16 protein-coding genes are annotated in these 18,130 nt (G+C 69.6%); 9 read left to right on the forward strand and 7 right to left on the reverse strand.

Translation table 11 applies throughout. The annotated features are described in order from the left end of the window. Window positions 1-158 precede the first annotated feature (158 nt). Window positions 159-1,916: a hypothetical protein gene (locus ACIRRY_RS13140; RefSeq protein WP_403971514.1), complete on the reverse strand. Its 1,758-nt coding sequence runs from the start codon at window positions 1,914-1,916 to the stop codon at window positions 159-161. A gap of 707 nt (window positions 1,917-2,623) precedes the next feature. Here ACIRRY_RS13140 and ACIRRY_RS13145 point away from each other — a divergent pair. The 5 genes from ACIRRY_RS13145 to ACIRRY_RS13165 are packed head-to-tail and all read left to right on the forward strand — an operon-like array spanning window position 2,624 to window position 6,223. Beyond that, window positions 2,624-4,159 carry a sensor histidine kinase gene (locus ACIRRY_RS13145; RefSeq protein ID WP_403971516.1) on the forward strand — a complete coding sequence of 512 codons (1,536 nt, stop codon included), beginning with the start codon at window positions 2,624-2,626 and terminating at the stop codon, window positions 4,157-4,159. 50 nt (window positions 4,160-4,209) lie between these two features. Further along, window positions 4,210-4,635 carry a roadblock/LC7 domain-containing protein gene (locus tag ACIRRY_RS13150; RefSeq protein ID WP_327407380.1) on the forward strand — a complete coding sequence of 142 codons (426 nt, stop codon included), beginning with the start codon at window positions 4,210-4,212 and terminating at the stop codon, window positions 4,633-4,635. Window positions 4,636-4,646: 11 nt separating this feature from the next. Then, on the forward strand, window positions 4,647-5,015 hold the full coding sequence (locus ACIRRY_RS13155; RefSeq protein ID WP_403972265.1) for a DUF742 domain-containing protein: 369 nt from the start codon (window positions 4,647-4,649) through the stop codon (window positions 5,013-5,015). Beyond that, the gene (locus ACIRRY_RS13160) at window positions 4,993-5,595 is read left to right on the forward strand and encodes an ATP/GTP-binding protein (protein WP_043677399.1); all 603 of its coding nucleotides are present in this window, start codon (window positions 4,993-4,995) and stop codon (window positions 5,593-5,595) included. The genes ACIRRY_RS13155 and ACIRRY_RS13160 overlap by 23 nt, the downstream gene beginning before the upstream one ends. A gap of 31 nt (window positions 5,596-5,626) precedes the next feature. Then, window positions 5,627-6,223 (forward strand): GAF domain-containing protein, encoded by a 597-nt coding sequence (locus ACIRRY_RS13165; RefSeq protein ID WP_200684676.1) that lies wholly within the window; start codon window positions 5,627-5,629, stop codon window positions 6,221-6,223. Between the two features lie 84 nt (window positions 6,224-6,307). Here the strand turns inward: ACIRRY_RS13165 and ACIRRY_RS13170 are convergent, their stop codons facing one another. From ACIRRY_RS13170 to ACIRRY_RS13190, 5 genes are all read right to left on the reverse strand, one after another. Next, window positions 6,308-7,543, reverse strand: coding sequence for an acyl-CoA dehydrogenase family protein (locus tag ACIRRY_RS13170; protein WP_403971518.1), 1,236 nt, complete (start codon window positions 7,541-7,543; stop codon window positions 6,308-6,310). A 563-nt stretch (window positions 7,544-8,106) separates the two neighbouring features. Beyond that, entirely contained in the window at window positions 8,107-8,892 is a 786-nt protein-coding gene (locus ACIRRY_RS13175; protein WP_403971520.1) for a DUF1963 domain-containing protein, read from the reverse strand. A 71-nt stretch (window positions 8,893-8,963) separates the two neighbouring features. After that, entirely contained in the window at window positions 8,964-9,839 is an 876-nt protein-coding gene (locus tag ACIRRY_RS13180) for a PhzF family phenazine biosynthesis protein (protein ID WP_403971522.1), read from the reverse strand. 54 nt (window positions 9,840-9,893) lie between these two features. Next, a complete protein-coding gene (locus ACIRRY_RS13185) occupies window positions 9,894-10,433 on the reverse strand; it encodes a hypothetical protein (protein WP_403971524.1) in 540 nt (179 codons plus the stop codon). 102 nt (window positions 10,434-10,535) lie between these two features. Next, window positions 10,536-12,191, reverse strand: a complete 1,656-nt coding sequence (locus ACIRRY_RS13190; RefSeq protein ID WP_403971526.1) for a serine/threonine-protein kinase — start codon at window positions 12,189-12,191, stop codon at window positions 10,536-10,538. Window positions 12,192-12,615: 424 nt separating this feature from the next. Between ACIRRY_RS13190 and ACIRRY_RS13195 the strand changes: the two genes are divergently transcribed. From ACIRRY_RS13195 to ACIRRY_RS13205, 3 genes are all read left to right on the forward strand, one after another. Next, window positions 12,616-13,203 carry a hypothetical protein gene (locus ACIRRY_RS13195; RefSeq protein ID WP_403971528.1) on the forward strand — a complete coding sequence of 196 codons (588 nt, stop codon included), beginning with the start codon at window positions 12,616-12,618 and terminating at the stop codon, window positions 13,201-13,203. Between the two features lie 304 nt (window positions 13,204-13,507). Beyond that, window positions 13,508-14,767 (forward strand): MFS transporter, encoded by a 1,260-nt coding sequence (locus ACIRRY_RS13200; protein ID WP_403971530.1) that lies wholly within the window; start codon window positions 13,508-13,510, stop codon window positions 14,765-14,767. Window positions 14,768-14,945: 178 nt separating this feature from the next. After that, window positions 14,946-15,776 (forward strand): SAM-dependent methyltransferase, encoded by an 831-nt coding sequence (locus ACIRRY_RS13205; protein WP_403971532.1) that lies wholly within the window; start codon window positions 14,946-14,948, stop codon window positions 15,774-15,776. Between the two features lie 15 nt (window positions 15,777-15,791). Here the strand turns inward: ACIRRY_RS13205 and ACIRRY_RS13210 are convergent, their stop codons facing one another. Next, window positions 15,792-16,682 carry a helix-turn-helix domain-containing protein gene (locus ACIRRY_RS13210; RefSeq protein ID WP_403971534.1) on the reverse strand — a complete coding sequence of 297 codons (891 nt, stop codon included), beginning with the start codon at window positions 16,680-16,682 and terminating at the stop codon, window positions 15,792-15,794. A 351-nt stretch (window positions 16,683-17,033) separates the two neighbouring features. Here ACIRRY_RS13210 and ACIRRY_RS13215 point away from each other — a divergent pair, with 351 nt between their 5' ends. Then, the gene (locus ACIRRY_RS13215; RefSeq protein WP_403971536.1) at window positions 17,034-18,125 is read left to right on the forward strand and encodes a sugar ABC transporter substrate-binding protein; all 1,092 of its coding nucleotides are present in this window, start codon (window positions 17,034-17,036) and stop codon (window positions 18,123-18,125) included. Window positions 18,126-18,130: the final 5 nt, after the last annotated feature.

Genomic DNA, 18,130 nt, shown 5'->3' on the forward strand with positions numbered 1-18,130 from the left:
CAGGCCGTTCGATGCTGCGGCCAGGGGCGCGCGGCCGTGTCGGGTCGAGTGAGGCGGGGTTCCCGTCTCTCTTGTGTGGTTGCGCAATATAACAATCTCAGATGAGAACCTCGCAGGCCCTTTCTCATTTACGGGATATCCTTTTACGTCAAACTCGGTCAACTGATCGGAATCCGTGCGGTGGTGATGGTCATCGGGGTACCGGTGACGGCGATGAGATAGAAGTGCGGATGCGAGCCTCCCGGCGCCCGCCGGACACCGCCAGGCGGTGTCACGACGTACGTCGTGGAGGCGTGCGGGGCGAGGGACGCGGGGCCGCCGGAGGCCGTCCACCAGTCGGAGGCGCCCTGTCCGAGACGGCTGGCGAAGTGCGGGGTGAGCCGGGTGCCGGTGATGTTGACGACCCGGACCACGAGACGGGTGATGTCCCGATGGCCGGACCGCTCCGCGAAGCTCGGTGTGACATTCATCCGCAGCGGCGGCGCACTGGCCGCGGCGACCGTCGCGCACACCACGGCGGGCGCGACGAGCCCCGCCGCGAGGACGGCCTTGGCGCGGTGTCCGGTCAGGTGCGGGACGCGGGGCTGCCAGGCCGAGGCGAACGCGGCGGCGGGGACGGTGGCGGCTGCCGCGAGCCACAGCGGGGTCATCATCAGGAAGTAACCGTCCTGGGACCTGGTCGCCAGGTAGAAGCTCAGCCAGGGCAGCACGGTGATCGCCGGGCCGAGCCGCCGTACGAAGAGCAGCGTGGCGGCGAGCAGGCCGAGCAGGAGCAGGATGCTGCCGTAGGAGTAGTAGTCGAGGTGTCGGCTGCCCGCGGTGAAGTAGTACGAGATCCCCATCAGGCCCTGGCCGTGCAGGATCGCCTTCTGGGTGAGCGGGAGCAGCAGACCGTGCAGCCAGGTGGGGAAGTCCTGGGTGGCGAAGTAGGCGTTGATCGCGGCCCAGGTGAGAGCGGCGGTGCCGGTGTAGCGGGCGACGACGCCCAGGGCGAGCCGGGGACCCAGGTCGCCGCGCCGGACGGCGTAGAGGCCGACGAGGAGGAACGGCGTGAGGAACCAGGCGAGTTGCTGGGTGGCGCAGGCCGCGCCGAGGCAGAGGGCCTGGAGCACTCCGGGGAGTCCGAGCCGGCCGCCGGCTCCGGTGTCGGGCCAGCGGACCACGACGGGGATGAGCAGGACGAGGGCGAGGACGGCGGGGTAGCCGGAGTAGGCGTAGCCGGGCAGGAAGCCGAAGCCGAGGCACACTGCGGTGGCGCCGGAGCGCCAGGGGGCCGGGAGCAGCCACCACAGCAGGACGGCGCCCGCGAGCAGCGCGCCGGTGGTGACGAGGGTGGCGGCGGCCGTCGAGTGGATCACGGCGTGGACGGGGGCGGCGAGCAGCGCGGTCAGGGGTGGATAGCCGTAGGTGTAGTCGGCGCCGCCCGACATGGTCTTGGTGATGCCGACCGACGATCTGTCGAACAGCCAGGGCCAGGGCTGGCCGTAGACGGGGTGTCCGTGCAGGATCTGGGTCGCGGCCTGTGCGGTGAGCACGCCCTCGTCGGTGCCGGCGTGGTTGAGCCAGTAGCCGCACAGGACCAGTGCGACGGCGAGCGCCAGGACGCCCGCGTCCACCCGGGTCAGGGAGCGCCGGGTGCGGGTGGTGAGGGCCAGGACGCCCGCGAGGAGGATCCCGGCGTAGCAGACGGAGATGACCGCGGCGACGGGCGGATGCGATGTCATCGCCCTGGTCCAGGCGTCTCGGGTGCCGATGAACAGGCTGATCGCGGCGATCAGCGTCATCCCCCGGTGCAGTTGCTGCGGCGCGGCCGGCTCGGTCGCGGGCGGCCGGGCCCACCGCGGTCCGGTTACGGAGGGCGGCGCGTCGCGCTGCCTCAGCGGGAGCGCAGCGCCGCCCCGGGGACCGTCGTCCATGCTGTCCTTCTCCTCGCTCCGTCCCCGCCGGTCGGCTGTTCGCGCCGGGGCAACCTCCACTCCATGTCGTAGAGGTGAAAGGAGCCGGTGAGGTTCACCAGGGGAAGGGAAGAACCGGGAAAGAAACCTCCTCCCGGCACCTCGGATGAACAGGGCGATGATTCCAGCCATCGCGGACGCACCGGAACTCCCCGACCTCTTCACACCGTTGACGACGGGCGGCGTCAACTCCCCTGCCCACAAGCCGTCTTGCAGGGCAAACTTTCCGGCCTCCGGAGACAACAGTCGTGCCAACTCTGCGTTTCCGGCATGTTGCGGGATGCGGCAAATAGGTCCTATGCCGCGTAAGCGAGCCCCGATTCCTTCATAGGAATCACCAGAGAACCGTTTCAGCAGGCCAGGTCGGGCGTCTGACGTGACGTGATTACGTCGCATTAAGGATGGTGGCGTAGGGTGGCTGACCGTTAACTGTCGCATTCCTTAACGGACTTGACGGTTAGTGAGCGCTGCGCGCCGTGTGTCCCACCCGGTTGATCGAGAGGACTCCGATGCCCGAAATCCCCTCCTATGCTGTGCCCTCGGAGCCCGATCGAACGACGGGATCGGGCTCCGCGCGAAACAGACACGCCCGGACCGTCCAGGACGGACCGTCGGATTCGGCCACTCGGTCGCGCACGGTCCGGCTCGCCGTACTGCCCGCCGCCGCGATGGCGATCCTCGCCGCCGCCGTCGTCCTGATCGTGCTGCGCACACAGAGCGGGTTCGCCGACGGGACGACCTGGACGGTGCTCGCCGCCGCCGCCGTCCTCGGCTGCGGCATCCTGGTCGCCGGCCTCCGGCTCGGGCGCTCCGAGGCCGCGGGGATCTCCCGGCAGTACGCGTCGCTGCGCCACACGGTCGCCACCGGACAGTCCGATCTGCAGGACGTGTTGCAGCGCCTGGAGCGGGGCGAGCCGGTGGAGCAGGTGCCGTTCACGCACCAGCCGCCGTCGCAGAACGACCCGCTCGGCCGGCTCACGTACGAGATAGGCGTGGGCCTGTGGCAGGCCCGTACCGTCGTCGCGCAGACCGCGCAGCTCGCCCGGGCCTCCGCGCCGGACAGCGAGGAGCGCGTCGAGGTCTTCGTCAACCTCGCCCGGCGTCTGCAGTCCCTGGTGCACCGCGCGATCAACATGCTCGACCAGCTGGAGAACGAGGTCGAGGACCCGGAGCTCCTCAAGGGCCTCTTCCACGTCGACCACCTCGCGACCCGTATCCGCCGCCACGCGGAGAACGTCGCCGTCCTCGGCGGCTCGGTGTCCCGCCGCCAGTGGACCCGCCCGGTGACGCTGACCGAGGTGCTGCGTTCCTCGATCGCCGAGGTCGAGCACTACTCCCGGGTCAAGCTGGTCCCCCCGATCGAGGGCACGCTGCGCGGTCACGCCGTGGCCGACGTCATCCACCTGCTGGCCGAACTCGTCGAGAACGCCACGACGTTCTCCGAGCCGCAGACCCAGGTGCTGATGCGCGCCCAGCGCGTCACCGCCGGTCTCGCCGTCGAGGTCGAGGACCGCGGACTGGGCATGCCCGCGCAGGAGCAGGCCCGTATCAACACGCTGCTCGCCGAGCCGGACCGGATCGACATCAGCAAGCTGCTCGCGGACGGCCGCATCGGCCTCTACGTGGTGTCCGCGCTGGCCCGCCGACACGGCATCGCGGTGCGGCTGCAGAGCAACATCTACGGCGGCATCCAGGCGATCCTGGTCATCCCGCGCGGCCTGATGGGCGACGAGCCCGGCGAGATCACCGCCCAGGCGCAGTACCAGGAAATCGCCGACATGTCCCGGCCGGCCCAGACCGCCCCGCCCCACCACCAGGCCGTACAGGCGCCGCCGGCCCAGCCCGCCGTCCCACCGCCCACGTTCCGCCAGCCGCTGCCCCCGGCCCGCTCCGGGAACGCGCCGATGCCGGTCGTGCACCCGCACCCCCAGCAGCCACAGCAGCACCCCAGGACCGTGGAGCCGTCGGCGCCCCGTGAGCGCGGGTCCGTGCCGTACAGCAGGGAGACCCGGGACGAGCGGCCGCGGCTGCCCCAGCGGCACGCCCAGGAGCACCTCGTACCGGAACTGCGGGAGGGTCCGGCCCCGCGCAAGACCGAGGGGCAAGAGGTCGAGCACGATCCGGGACTGATGGCCATGTTCCGGCGCGGAGTCAGCCTCGCCGACAACGAACCCGACGAGCCTCCCACTGACAGCGCTCGCTGACCGCAGGCTCCGTTACTCGCACGAAGGAGAAGAACGCCACCGTGAGCGACATGCACGCCGGCCAGCAGAACCTCGACTGGCTCCTGGCGGGACTCGTCCAGAGGGTCCCCTATACCCGCAGCGCAGTGCTGCTGAGCACGGACGGCCTCGCGAAGGCCGCCGACGGGCTGGATACGGCTGCCGAGGCCGAGCATCTGGCCGCCCTGGCGTCCGGTCTGCACTCGCTCGCCCGTAGCGCGGGCGCGCAGTTCGCCCAGGGCGCCGATGTACGGCAGGTGGTCGTGGAGCTGGACAGCGCCCTGCTGTTCGTCTGCGCCGCGGGCTCCGGCGCCTGTCTTGCCGTGCTGGCCGACCGGGAGGCCGACGCGGCCGTTCTCGGTTACGAGATGGCCATGCTGGTCAAGAGCGTCCGCCCGTACCTCGCCACGCCGGTCCGACAGCAGGGGGCCGGCTCGTCGATGGATCCGAGGCGCTGACCATGTCGGACATGGAGGACGGGTCGTGGCTCGACGACGAAGCAGGGCGGTTAGTACGGCCGTACACGGTCAGTAACGGTCGTACCCGGCCCTCTGCGCACTTCGACCTGCTCACCCTGGTGATGGCCACCGGTACCCGGCCACAGAGCTATCTGGGACCCGACTACGACCAGGTCCTCACCCTGTGCGACGCACCCATCTCGGTCGCCGAGGTGGCCGCGCATCTGCGGCTGCCCGCCGTGATCACCAAAGTTCTGCTCTCCGACCTCGTGACGCACCAGGCGCTCTCGCTGCGCTCACCGCGTGCCGTCGAGGCGGCCTCCCCGACCGATCGAAACCTCCTGGAGGCGGTGCTGCATGGACTACGTAAGCGGCTCTGACCCCTTTCCCACCGCCCTGAAGATCCTGATCGCCGGGGGCTTCGGGGTCGGCAAGACCACGTTCGTCGGAGCGGTCAGCGAGATCGAGCCGCTGAGCACCGAAGAACTCCTGACCTCCGTCAGTGCCCGCACCGACAGCCTGGTGGGCATCGAGGACAAGTCGACCACCACCGTGGCGATGGACTTCGGCCGGATGTCCCTGGACAAGGAGCACGTCCTCTATCTGTTCGGTACGCCCGGGCAGGAGCGGTTCTGGTTCATGTGGGACGAGTTGTCCAACGGGGCCCTGGGCGCCGTGGTGCTCGCGGACACCCGAAGACTGGACCACTGCTTCGCCGCCGTCGACTTCTTCGAACGGCGGGGCATCGGCTTCATCGTGGCCGTCAACGAGTTCGACGGCTCGTACCACTACGAGTCCGACGAGATCCGCGCGGCCCTCGACCTCAAGCCCGACGTACCCGTCGTGATGTGCGACGCGCGGCAGTGCAACTCCGGTACCCGCGTGTTGATCGCCCTCGTACAGCATCTGCTCGCCTCGACTCCCGGCACCCCGCCCGCGGAGCTTTACCCGTCGCGCTGAGCCCCGCTCGACGCGACCGAATGGAGCCTGCATGTCAGCCCCGGTTCCCTACTCCACCCAGAATTCGTACGACCCGACCAGCCATCTGCTGCTGACTCCCGAGGACCGCGAAGCGGCCGCCCGGGTGGCGCGGCTGCGTGAACTCGGCCTCGGGGACGCGCCGATCGCGGAGTTCGACGAGTTCGCCCGCAACCTGGCGCAGGTCACGGGCGCGCCCTTCTCGATGGTCAACTTCATCGACGAGAACCGTCAGTACTTCGCGGGTCTGTACGCCGGTGGCCGTCCGGGCGTCCAACTGGCGCCGGACGAGGTGCCGGAGGTCGGCCGGACGATGACGCGTGATCAGGGGTACTGCCCGCACGTCGTCGTGCGGAAGAAGGCACTGGTCCTCGAAGACGTCTGCGACTACCCGCGGTTCGCGGGGAACAGCGTCGTGGACGAGATAGGCATCCGCTCGTACATGGGCGCGCCGCTGATCGACTGGAAGACGGGCATGGCCCTGGGCACGATCTGCGTGGTCGACACGGACACCCATCCGTGGGGGCGCGAAGGGCTGGCGACGATCAAGTCGCTGGCGCAGCAGCTGGTCGACCGGCTCCACACGATGGAGACCCGGGGCGGGATCTGAGCCCGCGGCCTCAACGGACGGCGGGGCAGAGGAAGTTCGTACGGGAGCCGCGGGCACGACGCTGTGTCCGTGGCTCCCCGGTGTTCAGCCGACCTGACCGGCCGTCTCCAACTGCCCCAGACGGCGCTGGGGTTGGACGGTCCGCACCAGGTCGGCCAGTCGCTCGGACCACTGGCCCTTGGCGGTACCGAGGGCCACCTCGCCCAGCCTCAGCAGCTGGATGTCGGAGGTGCCGGCGGGGGCGTAGATGTGATGGGCGTCGCGCAGATAGCGCTCCACCGGGCGGTCGGTGAACAGACCGCTGGCGGCGTGGATCTCCATGCTGTCACGGGCGGAGTCGACGGCCGCCTCGACGTTGACGAGCTTGGCGTTCATCAACTCCGCGTCGCAGGACAGCCCTTGGTCGAGGAGATGGACGGCGTGGTAGGCGGCCAGCCGGGCCGTCATCAGCCGGGACTTCATTCTGCCCAGCTTGAGTTTGATGTTGGTGAGGTCGCCCAGCGGTGCCCCGAAGCGCTCGCGCTCGATGCACAGTGCCGTCGTCTCCTCGAAGGTGGCCTGGTGGATGCCGAGGGAGACGGCCGTGAGGTTGGGGCGGCCGTAGAGGATGCTCGACGAGTAGGCGACGGCCAGGCCCTTGCCCTCGCCGCCGAGCAGATTCGCCGCCGGTACCCGGCAGTTGTCGTAGATGATCTCGCCGAAGCTGAAGCCGTGCAGACCCATGGCGGGCTGCTGCTCGCCGAGCGAGAACCCGGGGCGGTCGGACTCGACGAGGAAGGCCGACAGTCCCTTCGATCCCTCGCCGGTCCGCACGACCACGCCGTGTACGTCGCCGACGTGGCTGTTGCCGACGAAGACCTTGCGGCCGTTGAGGATGTAGTCGTCACCGTCCCGGACGGCGGTGCTGCCCATCCCCAGCACATGGCCGCCGGACTCCGGTTCGGTGACGGCGATGGTCGGGAGGCACTCTCCGGCGGCGATGCGGGGCAGCCACTTCCGCTTCTGCTTCTCGCTCCCGAAGTGAATGATCTTGGCCACACCGAGCTGGGAGGCCTGAACCATGGCTCCCATGGCACCGCACACGCGGGCGAGTTCTTCGATGGTGATGGTCTTGGCCAGGTGTCCGGCGCCCATTCCGCCGTACTCTTTCCCAATGGTCACGCCGATCCAGCCCTGCCGGGCGATGAGCCTGGAGAGCTCGTGCGCCACGGTGCGCGAGGTCTCCATCTCCGCTATCCGCGGACGTACCTCGCGTTCGGCGAACTCGCGCACTCGTCGGCGCAGGTCCTCGTGCCACCCGCTGGTGAAATAGCGTTCCACAACCCCTCCTGCACGCTGCCTCCGTGTCCGGCTTGATCCGGAGGTCGTTCGTCGGGCAGTGGTTCGTCGCCCTTGGGCGCCTGCCCGAAATATTGTCTACTTGTCGATCCATCTCAGCCAAGATCACCTTACGAGGTTGACTGAAACCCGGCGCCTTGCAGGGACTCCCAAGTGTGCGATATGGGCCACGAGGTGGTCTCTTCCGGACACGTCACGAAGAGAAACCGACCAACGGCGAACAAGGCGCACCCAATACGGACAGAGGCCTGCCCATCAGGCACATGACGGTCGGGCGTAATACGGCTCACATCGACAATCAGTCACGTTCCGACTGACCGATAAGGGATCCCGCCCAGTTCGTTGACCTACGTTCAACCATCGAACATCAGCCACCGCCGCGGGCAGGAGTCGACGATTCCGCCGCAACAACCTGCGCTTACGTCACTCTGGCACCACGGATCACACCGGATCACTGGTAAGGGTCCGCGAGTTCGGACGCCGGAGAGGTCGGTCCTGGGCGGCAGCCGCGAGCATCTGTTCGGCGGATTGCCCCAGAACTTCCGTCAGGTCTGCTGCTCGTACCGGAGCTCCGTATACCGCCCGGCGGCCATGTCCTCCCGGGTGCCCACGATCAGGTTCATGGTGCACACCTTGTAGTCGACCGCCTGGCCGGCCAGTTGGGCGAAGAGCACGAGACCGCCCTCGTCCGGTGCCATGTCCCACGGGTCGGAGAAGCCACCGAGCTGCACGCACGCGCCGGGGCGACGCCCGCCGAAGGCCAGGTCGAGGAGGGCTTCCTCGAAGGCATCCAGTGAGTCCTCGGCCCCGTCGCCATCGCCGTCCAGGAACGCGTTGGTGTGCGGGCCCCCTTGCCAGTCGTTCTCGATGCTCAGTCCTGGCACGGGATAGAGGGTGCGTGGCTCATAGGTCCTCGTCTCCCAGGTCTCTCCTCTGCATGCGTACGTTGCGGAGCGCTCCGTGGTGCGTACCCCGGCGGGGACGTGCAGCACCGCGGACGACTCGGGCGGGTACGAGATCTCGGTGAAAACCAACAGGTGGCCGTCGGCGGGGAGTTCGATGTCCAGGACGTCGTGCGGCAGGGCCGCGCAGTCGACGCTCAGCACGAGCGGCTCGCGCCCTTCGGGCCAGTCCACGCCGTCCGGCAGTGCGGGGAGCCCGCCCGTTCGCGCGGCGGGGCGCAGGTGTTCCCGCAGGGACTCGGGCACTTCCTTGTCCTGCACCAGGTAGAGGCAGGGCCGACACCGGGCCAGCAACTCCCGTACGACGGGGCCGGGTACGCCGTGTTCGGCCGCTGCCTCAAGGAGGACCGCTTCGTCGATCGCTGTCATGCCCGGGATCGTCCCACGGGCCACTGACATGCCGTGGATCGTCGCCCTCGCCCCTCGTGGCAGCCGTCGCTTCAGCCGATGCGCGTTCCCGCGCCGCCGACCCGGACGCGAGAGTCGCCCGCGCGCAGCGTCACGGTGAGTTCGCCGGGGCGGCCCAGGTCCTCGCCCTGGTGGAGGGTGAGGACGGCGTCGTCGGGCACGAGGCCGAGTTCCCGCGCGTACGCGCCGAACGCGGCGGCCGCCGCCCCGGTCGCCGGGTCCTCGACGACGCCGCCGACGGGGAAGGGGTCACGGACATGGAAGACGGTCGCCGACTCCCGCCACACCAACTGGACGGTGGTCAGGTCCAGTTGGTGCATCAGGGCTTCGAGGCGGCCGAAGTCGTAGGCGAGATCCGCGAGTCGGGCACGCGTCCCCGCCGCGAGGACGAGATGGCGGGCACCGGCGAAGGCGATACGGGGCGGGAAGGCCGGGTCCAGATCGGCGCTCGGCCAACCGAGCGCCGCGAGCGCCTCGTCGAGGTCGGCACCGGTGATCTCGACGAGTTGCGGCTCGACGCTGGTGAGCGTGGCCCGGAGCGCCCCGCCCTCCTCGACCACCTCCACCGGCACGACACCCGCGCGCGTCGCGAACACCAACTCCCCCGGGCCCACCCGCTCGGCGAGCGCCACGGCGGTCGCGACGGTGGCGTGCCCGCAGAACGGCACCTCGGCCTTTGGGCTGAAGTAACGGATGCTGTAGGCCCGCCCCTCCTGACCACCGAGATCCTCCGGGGGCGTGGACAGGAACGCGCTCTCCGAGTACCCGAGTTCGGCGGCGATGGCCAGCATCTCGGCGTCGTCCAGGGCGGCGGCGTCCAGCACGACACCGGCGGGGTTTCCGCCGTCGGGGTCGCTGGAGAAGGCGGTGTATCGCAGAACCTCGGGCCGTGGCGCGTGCGTCGTCATACAGCACAGTGTTCCGGATGCGGCACGGTGATCCACCTCTGCCGGGCGAACGGCTCAGCGAGGCGTCTTGACGTAGGCGTACGGGGCGCAGACGTAGGTGTTGTGGTGATCGGCGGCACGCAGGGCGGCGGTGAGGCGCTCGCGCGGTTTGAGGCCGAGCTCGGCGGTGGCGTGCAGGGCGCCGAGAGCCACGTCGTCCCCGGAGCCCACAGCGGCGTATCCGTCGACGGGCTCACCGACTTGATAGTCGCCGTGGATCTCGAAGAGCCGGCCGTGTACGCCGACGAGGAAGACGCCCGCCTGCTCCTGCTCTGAGTCCTTGCGGGCCCATCCACCGTCCTTGAGGCAGGTGCGGACGGCGTTGATGAAACTCGTGGCCATGAATCGGTCGAGATCGCCCTCGGGCTGCGGCGCCGCGAACGCGTGATGCAGGAGCTGGCCCATACGGAACGACGAGGTGAACCCCAGTGCGTAGGGGCCGTTGGTGAAGACCTTCGGGTCGCGGCGGATGGTGAGCTGCGATCCGCTGCTGCCCGCGGAGTCTCCGGCGAGATGGACACGCCCGCGATGGACCAGACCGACGATGACGGTCAAGTCACCACCTCCAGAGGCTTGTTGGGTCCTTGGTCGTTCCGCATGGACCCGTTCTGCCCTCCGTCCGGGCGGAGTTACCCCTTCCGCATCGACAGCCCGCCGTCAGCCCGCCGCCAGCTCGGTCGCGGTGAAGCGCTCGAAACCCGCGTGGTAGGCCGTGCCCAGCGGGTCGGTCGCGCTGTAGTGGAAGGCCGCCACGCCGCAGCCCCGTGCGTGGAAGGCGGCGCCGGTGTACGAGGCCACCCGGGTGCCGTTGACGCCGAGCTCCACCTTGATCCGGCCCTGGCCGGCGGAGGAACAGGTCATCGTCATGTCGACCTGCTGCTGACTCCTCACCTTCAGGCCCATGTCCGCGAGGTTCACCTCGACGACCCGGTCGTGCTGGAACTTCCCCTTGAACCGGAACTCCCGCACGATCAGGGCTTCCTGGTCCGTGGTCAGGTAGGTCGCCCAGCGGGAGCCCTTCCAGTAGTTCCCCGAGCCGTTGCACCACAGCCCGACCCCGCCCTCGCCGCCGTACCACTCCGTCTGGGTGCTCAGCCGTACCGCGAACGAGGACGGTTCGAAGGGCGCCTGCGGCCACACCTCCAGCTCGGACCTGGGATCCACCAGCATGGTCCCGCCCTCGTGCGTGACCTTCGCCAGGGTCGGGTCCTTGTCCAGCCAGTCGCCCGAGTCGGTCAAGTCGTCGGTGTACGAGAGGAGTTGGGAGCCGGGGGTCTTCGGGCCGCCCTCCGTCGCCGATCCGCCCGAGGTGGTGCTGAGCACGACGGCGAGCAGCACGGCCACCGCGGCGCTACCGGCCGCGAACGCCCACAGCCGCAGTTGCCTGGCGCTGCGGCCGGAGCGCGTGCCGCCGCGCACGGGTCCGGGCGGCTGGGGTGGCGGTGCCGCCGACGTACCCGTCACCGTCCGCATGGCCTCCACCGCTTCCGATGCCCCGACCGCCCCCAACGCGCCTACCGCTCCCGCGAGTTGGGTGACGAGTTGGGCGGCGGTCGGACGTTGCGCCGGGTCCTTGCGCAGGCAGTCGGCGATGGCCGAACGGACCGGCTCAGGTACCTCCGTGAGATCCGCGTCGCGGGTGCACACGGCGACGAGCACCTCGTAGTCGCCCTCCCCCTCGAAGGGATGCCGTCCCGTGGCGGCGAAGTACAGCGTGCCGCCGAGGGAGAACACGTCGGAGGCACCGGTCACCGGGAGCGACTTGGCCTGCTCGGGCGACATGTACGCGGGCGAGCCGAGCACACCGCCCGGCGTGGTGAGCGCCGTCTCGCGCGAGCGTTCGTCGCGGGCGATTCCGAAGTCGATGATCCGCGGTCCGTCCGGGGAGAGCAGGATGTTGGACGGCTTGATGTCCCGGTGCACGACGCCCATCCGGTGCACCTGCGCCAGCGCGTGCGCGACGGCGAGTGCCAGGGACTGGAGCCGTCCGGAGGGCAGCGGGCCGTTGGTTCTCACATGCTCGTGGATCGTGGGGCCCGGGACGAACTCGCTGATGATGTACGGGTGTCGGCCGGACAGATCGGCGTCGAGGACCCGCGCCGTGGCCAGTTCACCGACCCGGCTCGCCGCGCCGAACTCCCGGCGTACGCGGGCGAGTGCGACCTCGTCGTACTCCTTGCCCGGCAGCAGGAACTTCACCACGGCCGGCCGGCCCGCCCCGTCCCGGGCGAACCACACCACACCTTGCCCGCCCCTGCCGAGCACCCGCTCACAGACGTATCCGCCCGCCGACAACCGCATCCGCGGATCCATGTCCCCGCCCCCAGCCCCGCCCCCGGTTCATGGCCGTATGTCAGCGTATCGGCATCGCCGGGCCGGGACAGGCCCCTTGACCAAAGCCACAAAGGGGGCGCCTTGGCCTCCGTCCAACTTCCCTTCCCCGCACACCACTTCACATTGATCGGCGTCCGGCAAAGGGCTGCCGATCAACTCCCGGCCTGGTGAACTCGGTGCTGTGGGGGGGAGGCCTTCCCGCGTTCTCCGGGGGGGGAGGGATCGCGGGACGTTCGGCCGGCCTCCGGTCGTGCGAGTGATGTGCCGGGGGCGGGAACGTCGGGGACGGGGGAGCCACGAGGCCGGCCGGGCGGGCCACGCGTCATCCAGACGCGTGGCCCCGTACGATCATCCAGTTTGCCGACGGACCGGAAATGCGGACCGGAAACAGGGAGAACGCACCGTGGGAAAGATCTCCGCAGCACAGGCCGACACGCTGCTCGACGGCGCCTGGTTCGACGGGTACACCAAAGTCGTCGACGTGTACGACGAGTTGGTCACCGTCGACGACTTCGACGCGGCGGCCCGGGCGGTCGCCCACGGCGGCACCGAGATGGTCCTCTTCGGCAACGGCCTCACCGTGCTCGGCACCCTCGATCTCAGCGACGGCGTCCATTCGATCTTCGCCGTTCAAGGCGTGCTCCGCGCAAGGCACTTGATCCTCGGGGACGCGCTCCTCGTCGTGCAGGGCACCGTGGAACTCGACGAGTGGCTGTTCGGCCCCGAGAGCGAAGGACTCTTCGCGGTCGGCAACCGGCAGATCGAGGGGGCGGACCAGGACGCCATGCTCGCGAACGTCCGAGCACCCGTGATCGCCCTGTTCGACCGCAACCGTCGTGAATTCGTGCTGCGCGAACATGGCGAACGACGCGAAACCGCGCAGCTGACACCCGAGTTGCTCGACGGCCTCGACCCCGACGAAAGCCCGGAACTGATCCTGGGCGACAGGCTGCGCGCACACCTCCTCGACGGACAACCGGTCTTCCGCTGAGCCGGGCCCGGTCCCCGTCCCTCCCAGCCCCAGCCCTTGCCGCTGCCCCTGCCCCTGCCCCTCCCTCTGCCGCTGCCCCTGCCTCTGCCCCTGCCTCCGCCTCTGCCCCTGCCCCTGCCCCTGCCTCTGCCTCTGCCTCTGCCCGGGACCTACTCCGGGCGGTACGGCCCCCACCACCCTCTGCGGCGATGAGCCACCTCAAGCCCAGGGCAACGCAACGCGTAGCGGCCCTCTTGCCCCCGCCCCGACCCCCACCTAGCCTCATTTTGTGCCGCAAATAAACAAACCCCGAACGCACAACGCCGTGCCGGGCACCTCCACCGACCTCACGCGCCTCCGGATCACCCTCACCGCGTTCTTCGCCCTCGACGGCTTCATCTTCGCCGGCTGGGTCGTCCGCATCCCCGCCATCAAGGAACAGACCGGCGCCTCCGCCAGCACCCTCGGCCTCGCCCTCCTCGGCGTCTCCGCCGGCGCCGTCATCACCATGATGCTCACCGGCCGCCTCTGCCACCGCTACGGCAACCACCAAGTCACCGTCGTCTGCGCCGTGTTGCTGTCCCTGAGCGTGTCCCTCCCCCCGCTCACCCACTCGCCGCTCGCCCTCGGCCTCGTCCTGCTGGTCTTCGGCGCCGCCTACGGCGGGATCAACGTCGCGTTCAACAGCGCGGCGGTCGACCTGGTCAGGGCCATGCGGCGGCCCATCATGCCCAGCTTCCACGCCGCGTTCAGCCTCGGCGGCATGGTCGGCGCCGGGCTCGGCGGACTGGTCGCCGGTGTCCTGACCCCGACCCAGCATCTGTTCGGCCTCACCGTGATCGGCCTGCTCGTCACCGCCGTGGTCGGCCGGAACCTCCTGCGCCTCAAGCCTCCGACACCGCCCGCACCACCAACATCACCTACGTCACCTACGTCACCTACGACACCCGCACCATCACGGAACTCGCCGCAGGACCCACCACAGAACTCCCCCAAGAACTCACCGCAGGAGAAGACCCCACCCCACCGCCTCAACCCCCGCACCCGCGGCCTCGTCCTCACCTTCGGCCTGATCGCCCTCTGCACCGCCTTCGGCGAAGGCGCCCTCGCCGACTGGAGCGCCCTGCACCTGGAGCAGGACCTCGACGCCACCGCCGGCGCCGCCGCGATCGGCTACTCCTGCTTCGCGCTCGCCATGACCGCCGGCCGGCTCACCGGCACCCGGCTCCTCGAACGCCTCGGCCGGACCCGCACCCTCGTCTCCGGCGGCACCACCGCCGCCCTCGGCATGCTGCTCGGCGCTCTCGCGCCCACCCTGTGGGCAGCCGTCCTCGGCTTCGTGATCACCGGGCTCGGCCTCGCCAACCTCTTTCCCGTCGCCGTGGAACGAGCCGGTACCCTCGCCGGCCCCGACGGAGTCGCGATCGCCTCCACCCTCGGCTACGGCGGCATGCTCCTGGGACCGCCCGCCATCGGCTTCATGGCGGACTGGTACTCCCTCCCCGCCGCGCTCACCAGCGTGGCCGTGCTGGCCGCCGTCGCGGCCGGCATCGGATTCCTCACCCGGCACGCGGCGGAGAACTGATCCCCGGCAGAGGACTGATTCCACGTCACCGACCGCAGCGAACAAGCCAACGAGCAGCCGTACAGGCGCAGTTGGGACCAAGGCGTCGCACGAGGCGAGCGGCGGAGGAATAACGTGGGAGTCCACGGCCGATCTTCGTCGGTTCCGTGGTTCTCACCGCGTACGCACAGGAGCGTCCATGACCGAAGCGGCAGACAACGAAGCGGCAGACAACTCCGAGCAGGATGCGCTCGCCAGGTTCGACACCACCGTGCCGCAGTCGGCCCGGATCTGGAACTACTGGCTGGGAGGCAAGGACAACTACGAAGTGGACCGTGTCGCCGGTGACGCGTTCCGCGAGATCTTCCCCGGCATCGAGACCGGCGCCCGTGCCGCCCGGTACTTCCTCGCCCGCGCCGTCCGTCATCTGGCCGCCGAGGAGGGCATCCGGCAGTTCCTGGACGTCGGCACCGGACTGCCCAGCGTGGACAACACCCACGAGATAGCCCAGCGCGTGGTCCCCGGGTCCCGCATCGTCTACGTCGACAACGACCCGCTGGTGCTGGCCCACGCCCGCGCGCTGCTCACCAGCTCCCCGGAGGGCGTCACCAACTACGTCGACGCCGACCTGCGCGACCCGGACACCATCGTGCGGGAGGCCGGCAAGACCCTCGACTTCGACAAGCCCGTCGCCCTCATGCTGATGGGCATCCTGGGCCACATCGAGGACTACGACGAGGCCCGCGCGATCGTGCGCCGGCTGGTGGACGCCCTGCCCGCCGGCAGCTACCTCGTGCAGTACGACAGCACCGACACCAGCGAGGCCTACGTCGACGCCATCCGCCAGTACAACGAGGGCGGTTCGATCCCGTACATCCTGCGCAGCCCCGAACAGATCGCGGGCTTCTTCGAGGGACTTGAGCTGCTCGAACCGGGCGTCGCGTCCTGCTCGCGCTGGCGCCCCGACGAGAGCGCCTGGGGGCTGCCCGCCGAGGTGCACCAGTACGGCGGTGTCGCCCTCAAACGCTAGGCCCCGCCCGGTGGTTCAGGTCTCCTGAAGGATGCGATGCAGGATCGTCGGAGTCTCCTCCGGCGATTCCGCCTCCACCACCAGGCGGTTCATGACGTCCCAGTAGCACTCGATCTCGGTCGGCCGGTCGGGATAGAGGGCGGTGACGCGCTGTTCGAGGTAGACCATGTCGGGCAGCCGGCCGCCGGGCAGCCGAAGGATGGTGACCGGACCGGCCTCCCCCGCGTGCCCGCCGGCGACGAACGGCATGACCTGGACGGTGACCTGCGGGAGCCGGCAGATCTCGATGAGATGCCTGAGCTGGGCGCGCATCGTGCCGGTGCCACCCACCGGGCGCCGCAGGGCCGCCTCGTCGATCACGGCCCAGAGCTGCGCGGCCGGCCGTCGGCGCAGGATCCGCTGCCGTGTCATCCGCAGCCTGACGCGACGGTCGAGTTCCGCCCCGTCGGCGCCCGTGTGGGCGAGCCGGAGAGAGGCGCGCGCGTAGTCGGGGGTCTGCAACAGGTGGGGAACGCGTTGGACCTCGAAGCAGCGGACGAGACTCGCCGCCTGTTCGGCCCCGAGGTAGGCCCGCGCCCAGGTGGGCACCACATCGTTGAAGTGCTGCCACCAGGCAGGGGAGTTGGCCTCCTCGGCAAGGGCCAGCAGGGTGGCGCGCTCGGCCTCCTCCGTGACGCCGTAGAGCGTGAGCAGGTCGGCCACGTCGCGCGGTTTGAAGCGGTGGCGGCCGGCCTCCAGTCGGCTGATCTTGGACCGGGAGGCGCGGATGGCCTCACCGGCGAACTGGCGGGCGATGTTCCGCTCCTCCCGCAGTTCGCGCAGCCGTGCGCCCAGCACCAGCCGCGGCACCACGGGGCCGGCCGACAGCCCGTCCAGCGGTGCGGTTAAGACGTCATCGGATCCCATGTGCAGTCTCCCTGCGGTGAACTTCCTTTGCACGCCCGCGAGTTGCCCCCACCACGACCTGCCCGCCCGCGAACGCCGAAGCCAGTCATCCTAGAGGGCCGCCGGGCGCGCGATCTTCGATTGGCGGGAATGATCTGCACCTTTACGGCCAGGCCGACACGCAGGCATTTCCTATACGATTTTGCGCACGGCCGGGCCAAGCAAGCCGCGAGAGCGCCGTCCTCCGGAGTCACAAACTCCCTACCCACCGCACCTGCTCGTGTCGAAAGCCTTGACGGGCCCAGGTTCCTCGCCCACGATCGCCGCATCGATTTCCTATCTGATTCCTCTCGGAATCCGCAGGGGTGGGTCATGCGCTTCCCAACCAGATCTGTCCTGCCCGGAGTTGTCGCGGTCGTGTTGCTGGCCTCGGGGACGGCGGCCTGTACCTACAAGAACTCCGGTGCCGAGTCCGGCGGTCAGGCCACGCCGGCCGCTCGCACCGGCGGCGGCGCCGAACTCGGGGATGCCTCCGGGACCAAGGTCGCCCTCGTGCCGGGTGGCGCCCATCCGTACTTCCAACCGTGGAAGACCGCGGGTGCCGCCGCGAAGAAGACGTACGGTCTCGGCGCCGTGGCCTTCGACGAGACGGCGGAGTGGGACCAGCAGAAGCAGAACAACCTGCTGTCCACGCTCGCGGCGCGCGGCTACAACGCGTTCGGGGTCTTCGGCGTCTCCCCCACCGACATCAACTCGACCTTCGCGGACCTGCGTTCGCAGGGATTCCCGGTGGCGTCGCTGGGGTCCTGCCCCGCCGGTGACAAGGACGACGCCGACTTCTGTCTCTCCACGGACGTCCTACTCGCCGCCTACAAGGCCGCGAAGGCGGCGATCGCGGCCATGGGCGGCAAGGGCACCCTGGTCCATCTGACCGGCAACAACGTCGACGCCAATACCCAGTTGAGGATCAAGGGCGTCGCCCAGGCCGTCAAGGAGTCGGGCGGCAAGGTGAAGCTCCTCCAGACCATCACCGACATCGACACGGACCTGCAGACCGCGCAGAAGGCGGTGTCCGACCTGATGGCGGCAAAGGGCAGTCAGATCACGGGCATTGTCGCCACCGCCTACAACCCGGCCGTCGCCGCGGCCGATGTCGTCAAGTCGTCCGGGTCGAAGGCGAAGGTCATCGCCATCGACGACGACGCCAAGATCCTGAGCGGCATCGAGCAGGGCACGGTCACGGCCACCGTGGTGCAGAACCCGGTCGGGCAGGCCGAGATCGGGACGTGGGCGCTGGCGCTGCTCCAGACGAAGCAGTGCACGGTGCGCTCGCCCGGGGTCGAGGTGGACTCCGGTTCGTTCGTCGTCACCAAGGCGAACGTCGCCGGCTACGACAAGGCGCGGCAGGCGAAGACCGCGCGGTTGAAGCAGGAGTTCGCCGACAAGGTCCTCTCTTGCGGCTGATCGCC

It is taken from the genome of Streptomyces sp. NPDC101776 (assembly GCF_044766845.1).
In the GTDB taxonomy this organism is placed as follows: domain Bacteria; phylum Actinomycetota; class Actinomycetes; order Streptomycetales; family Streptomycetaceae; genus Streptomyces.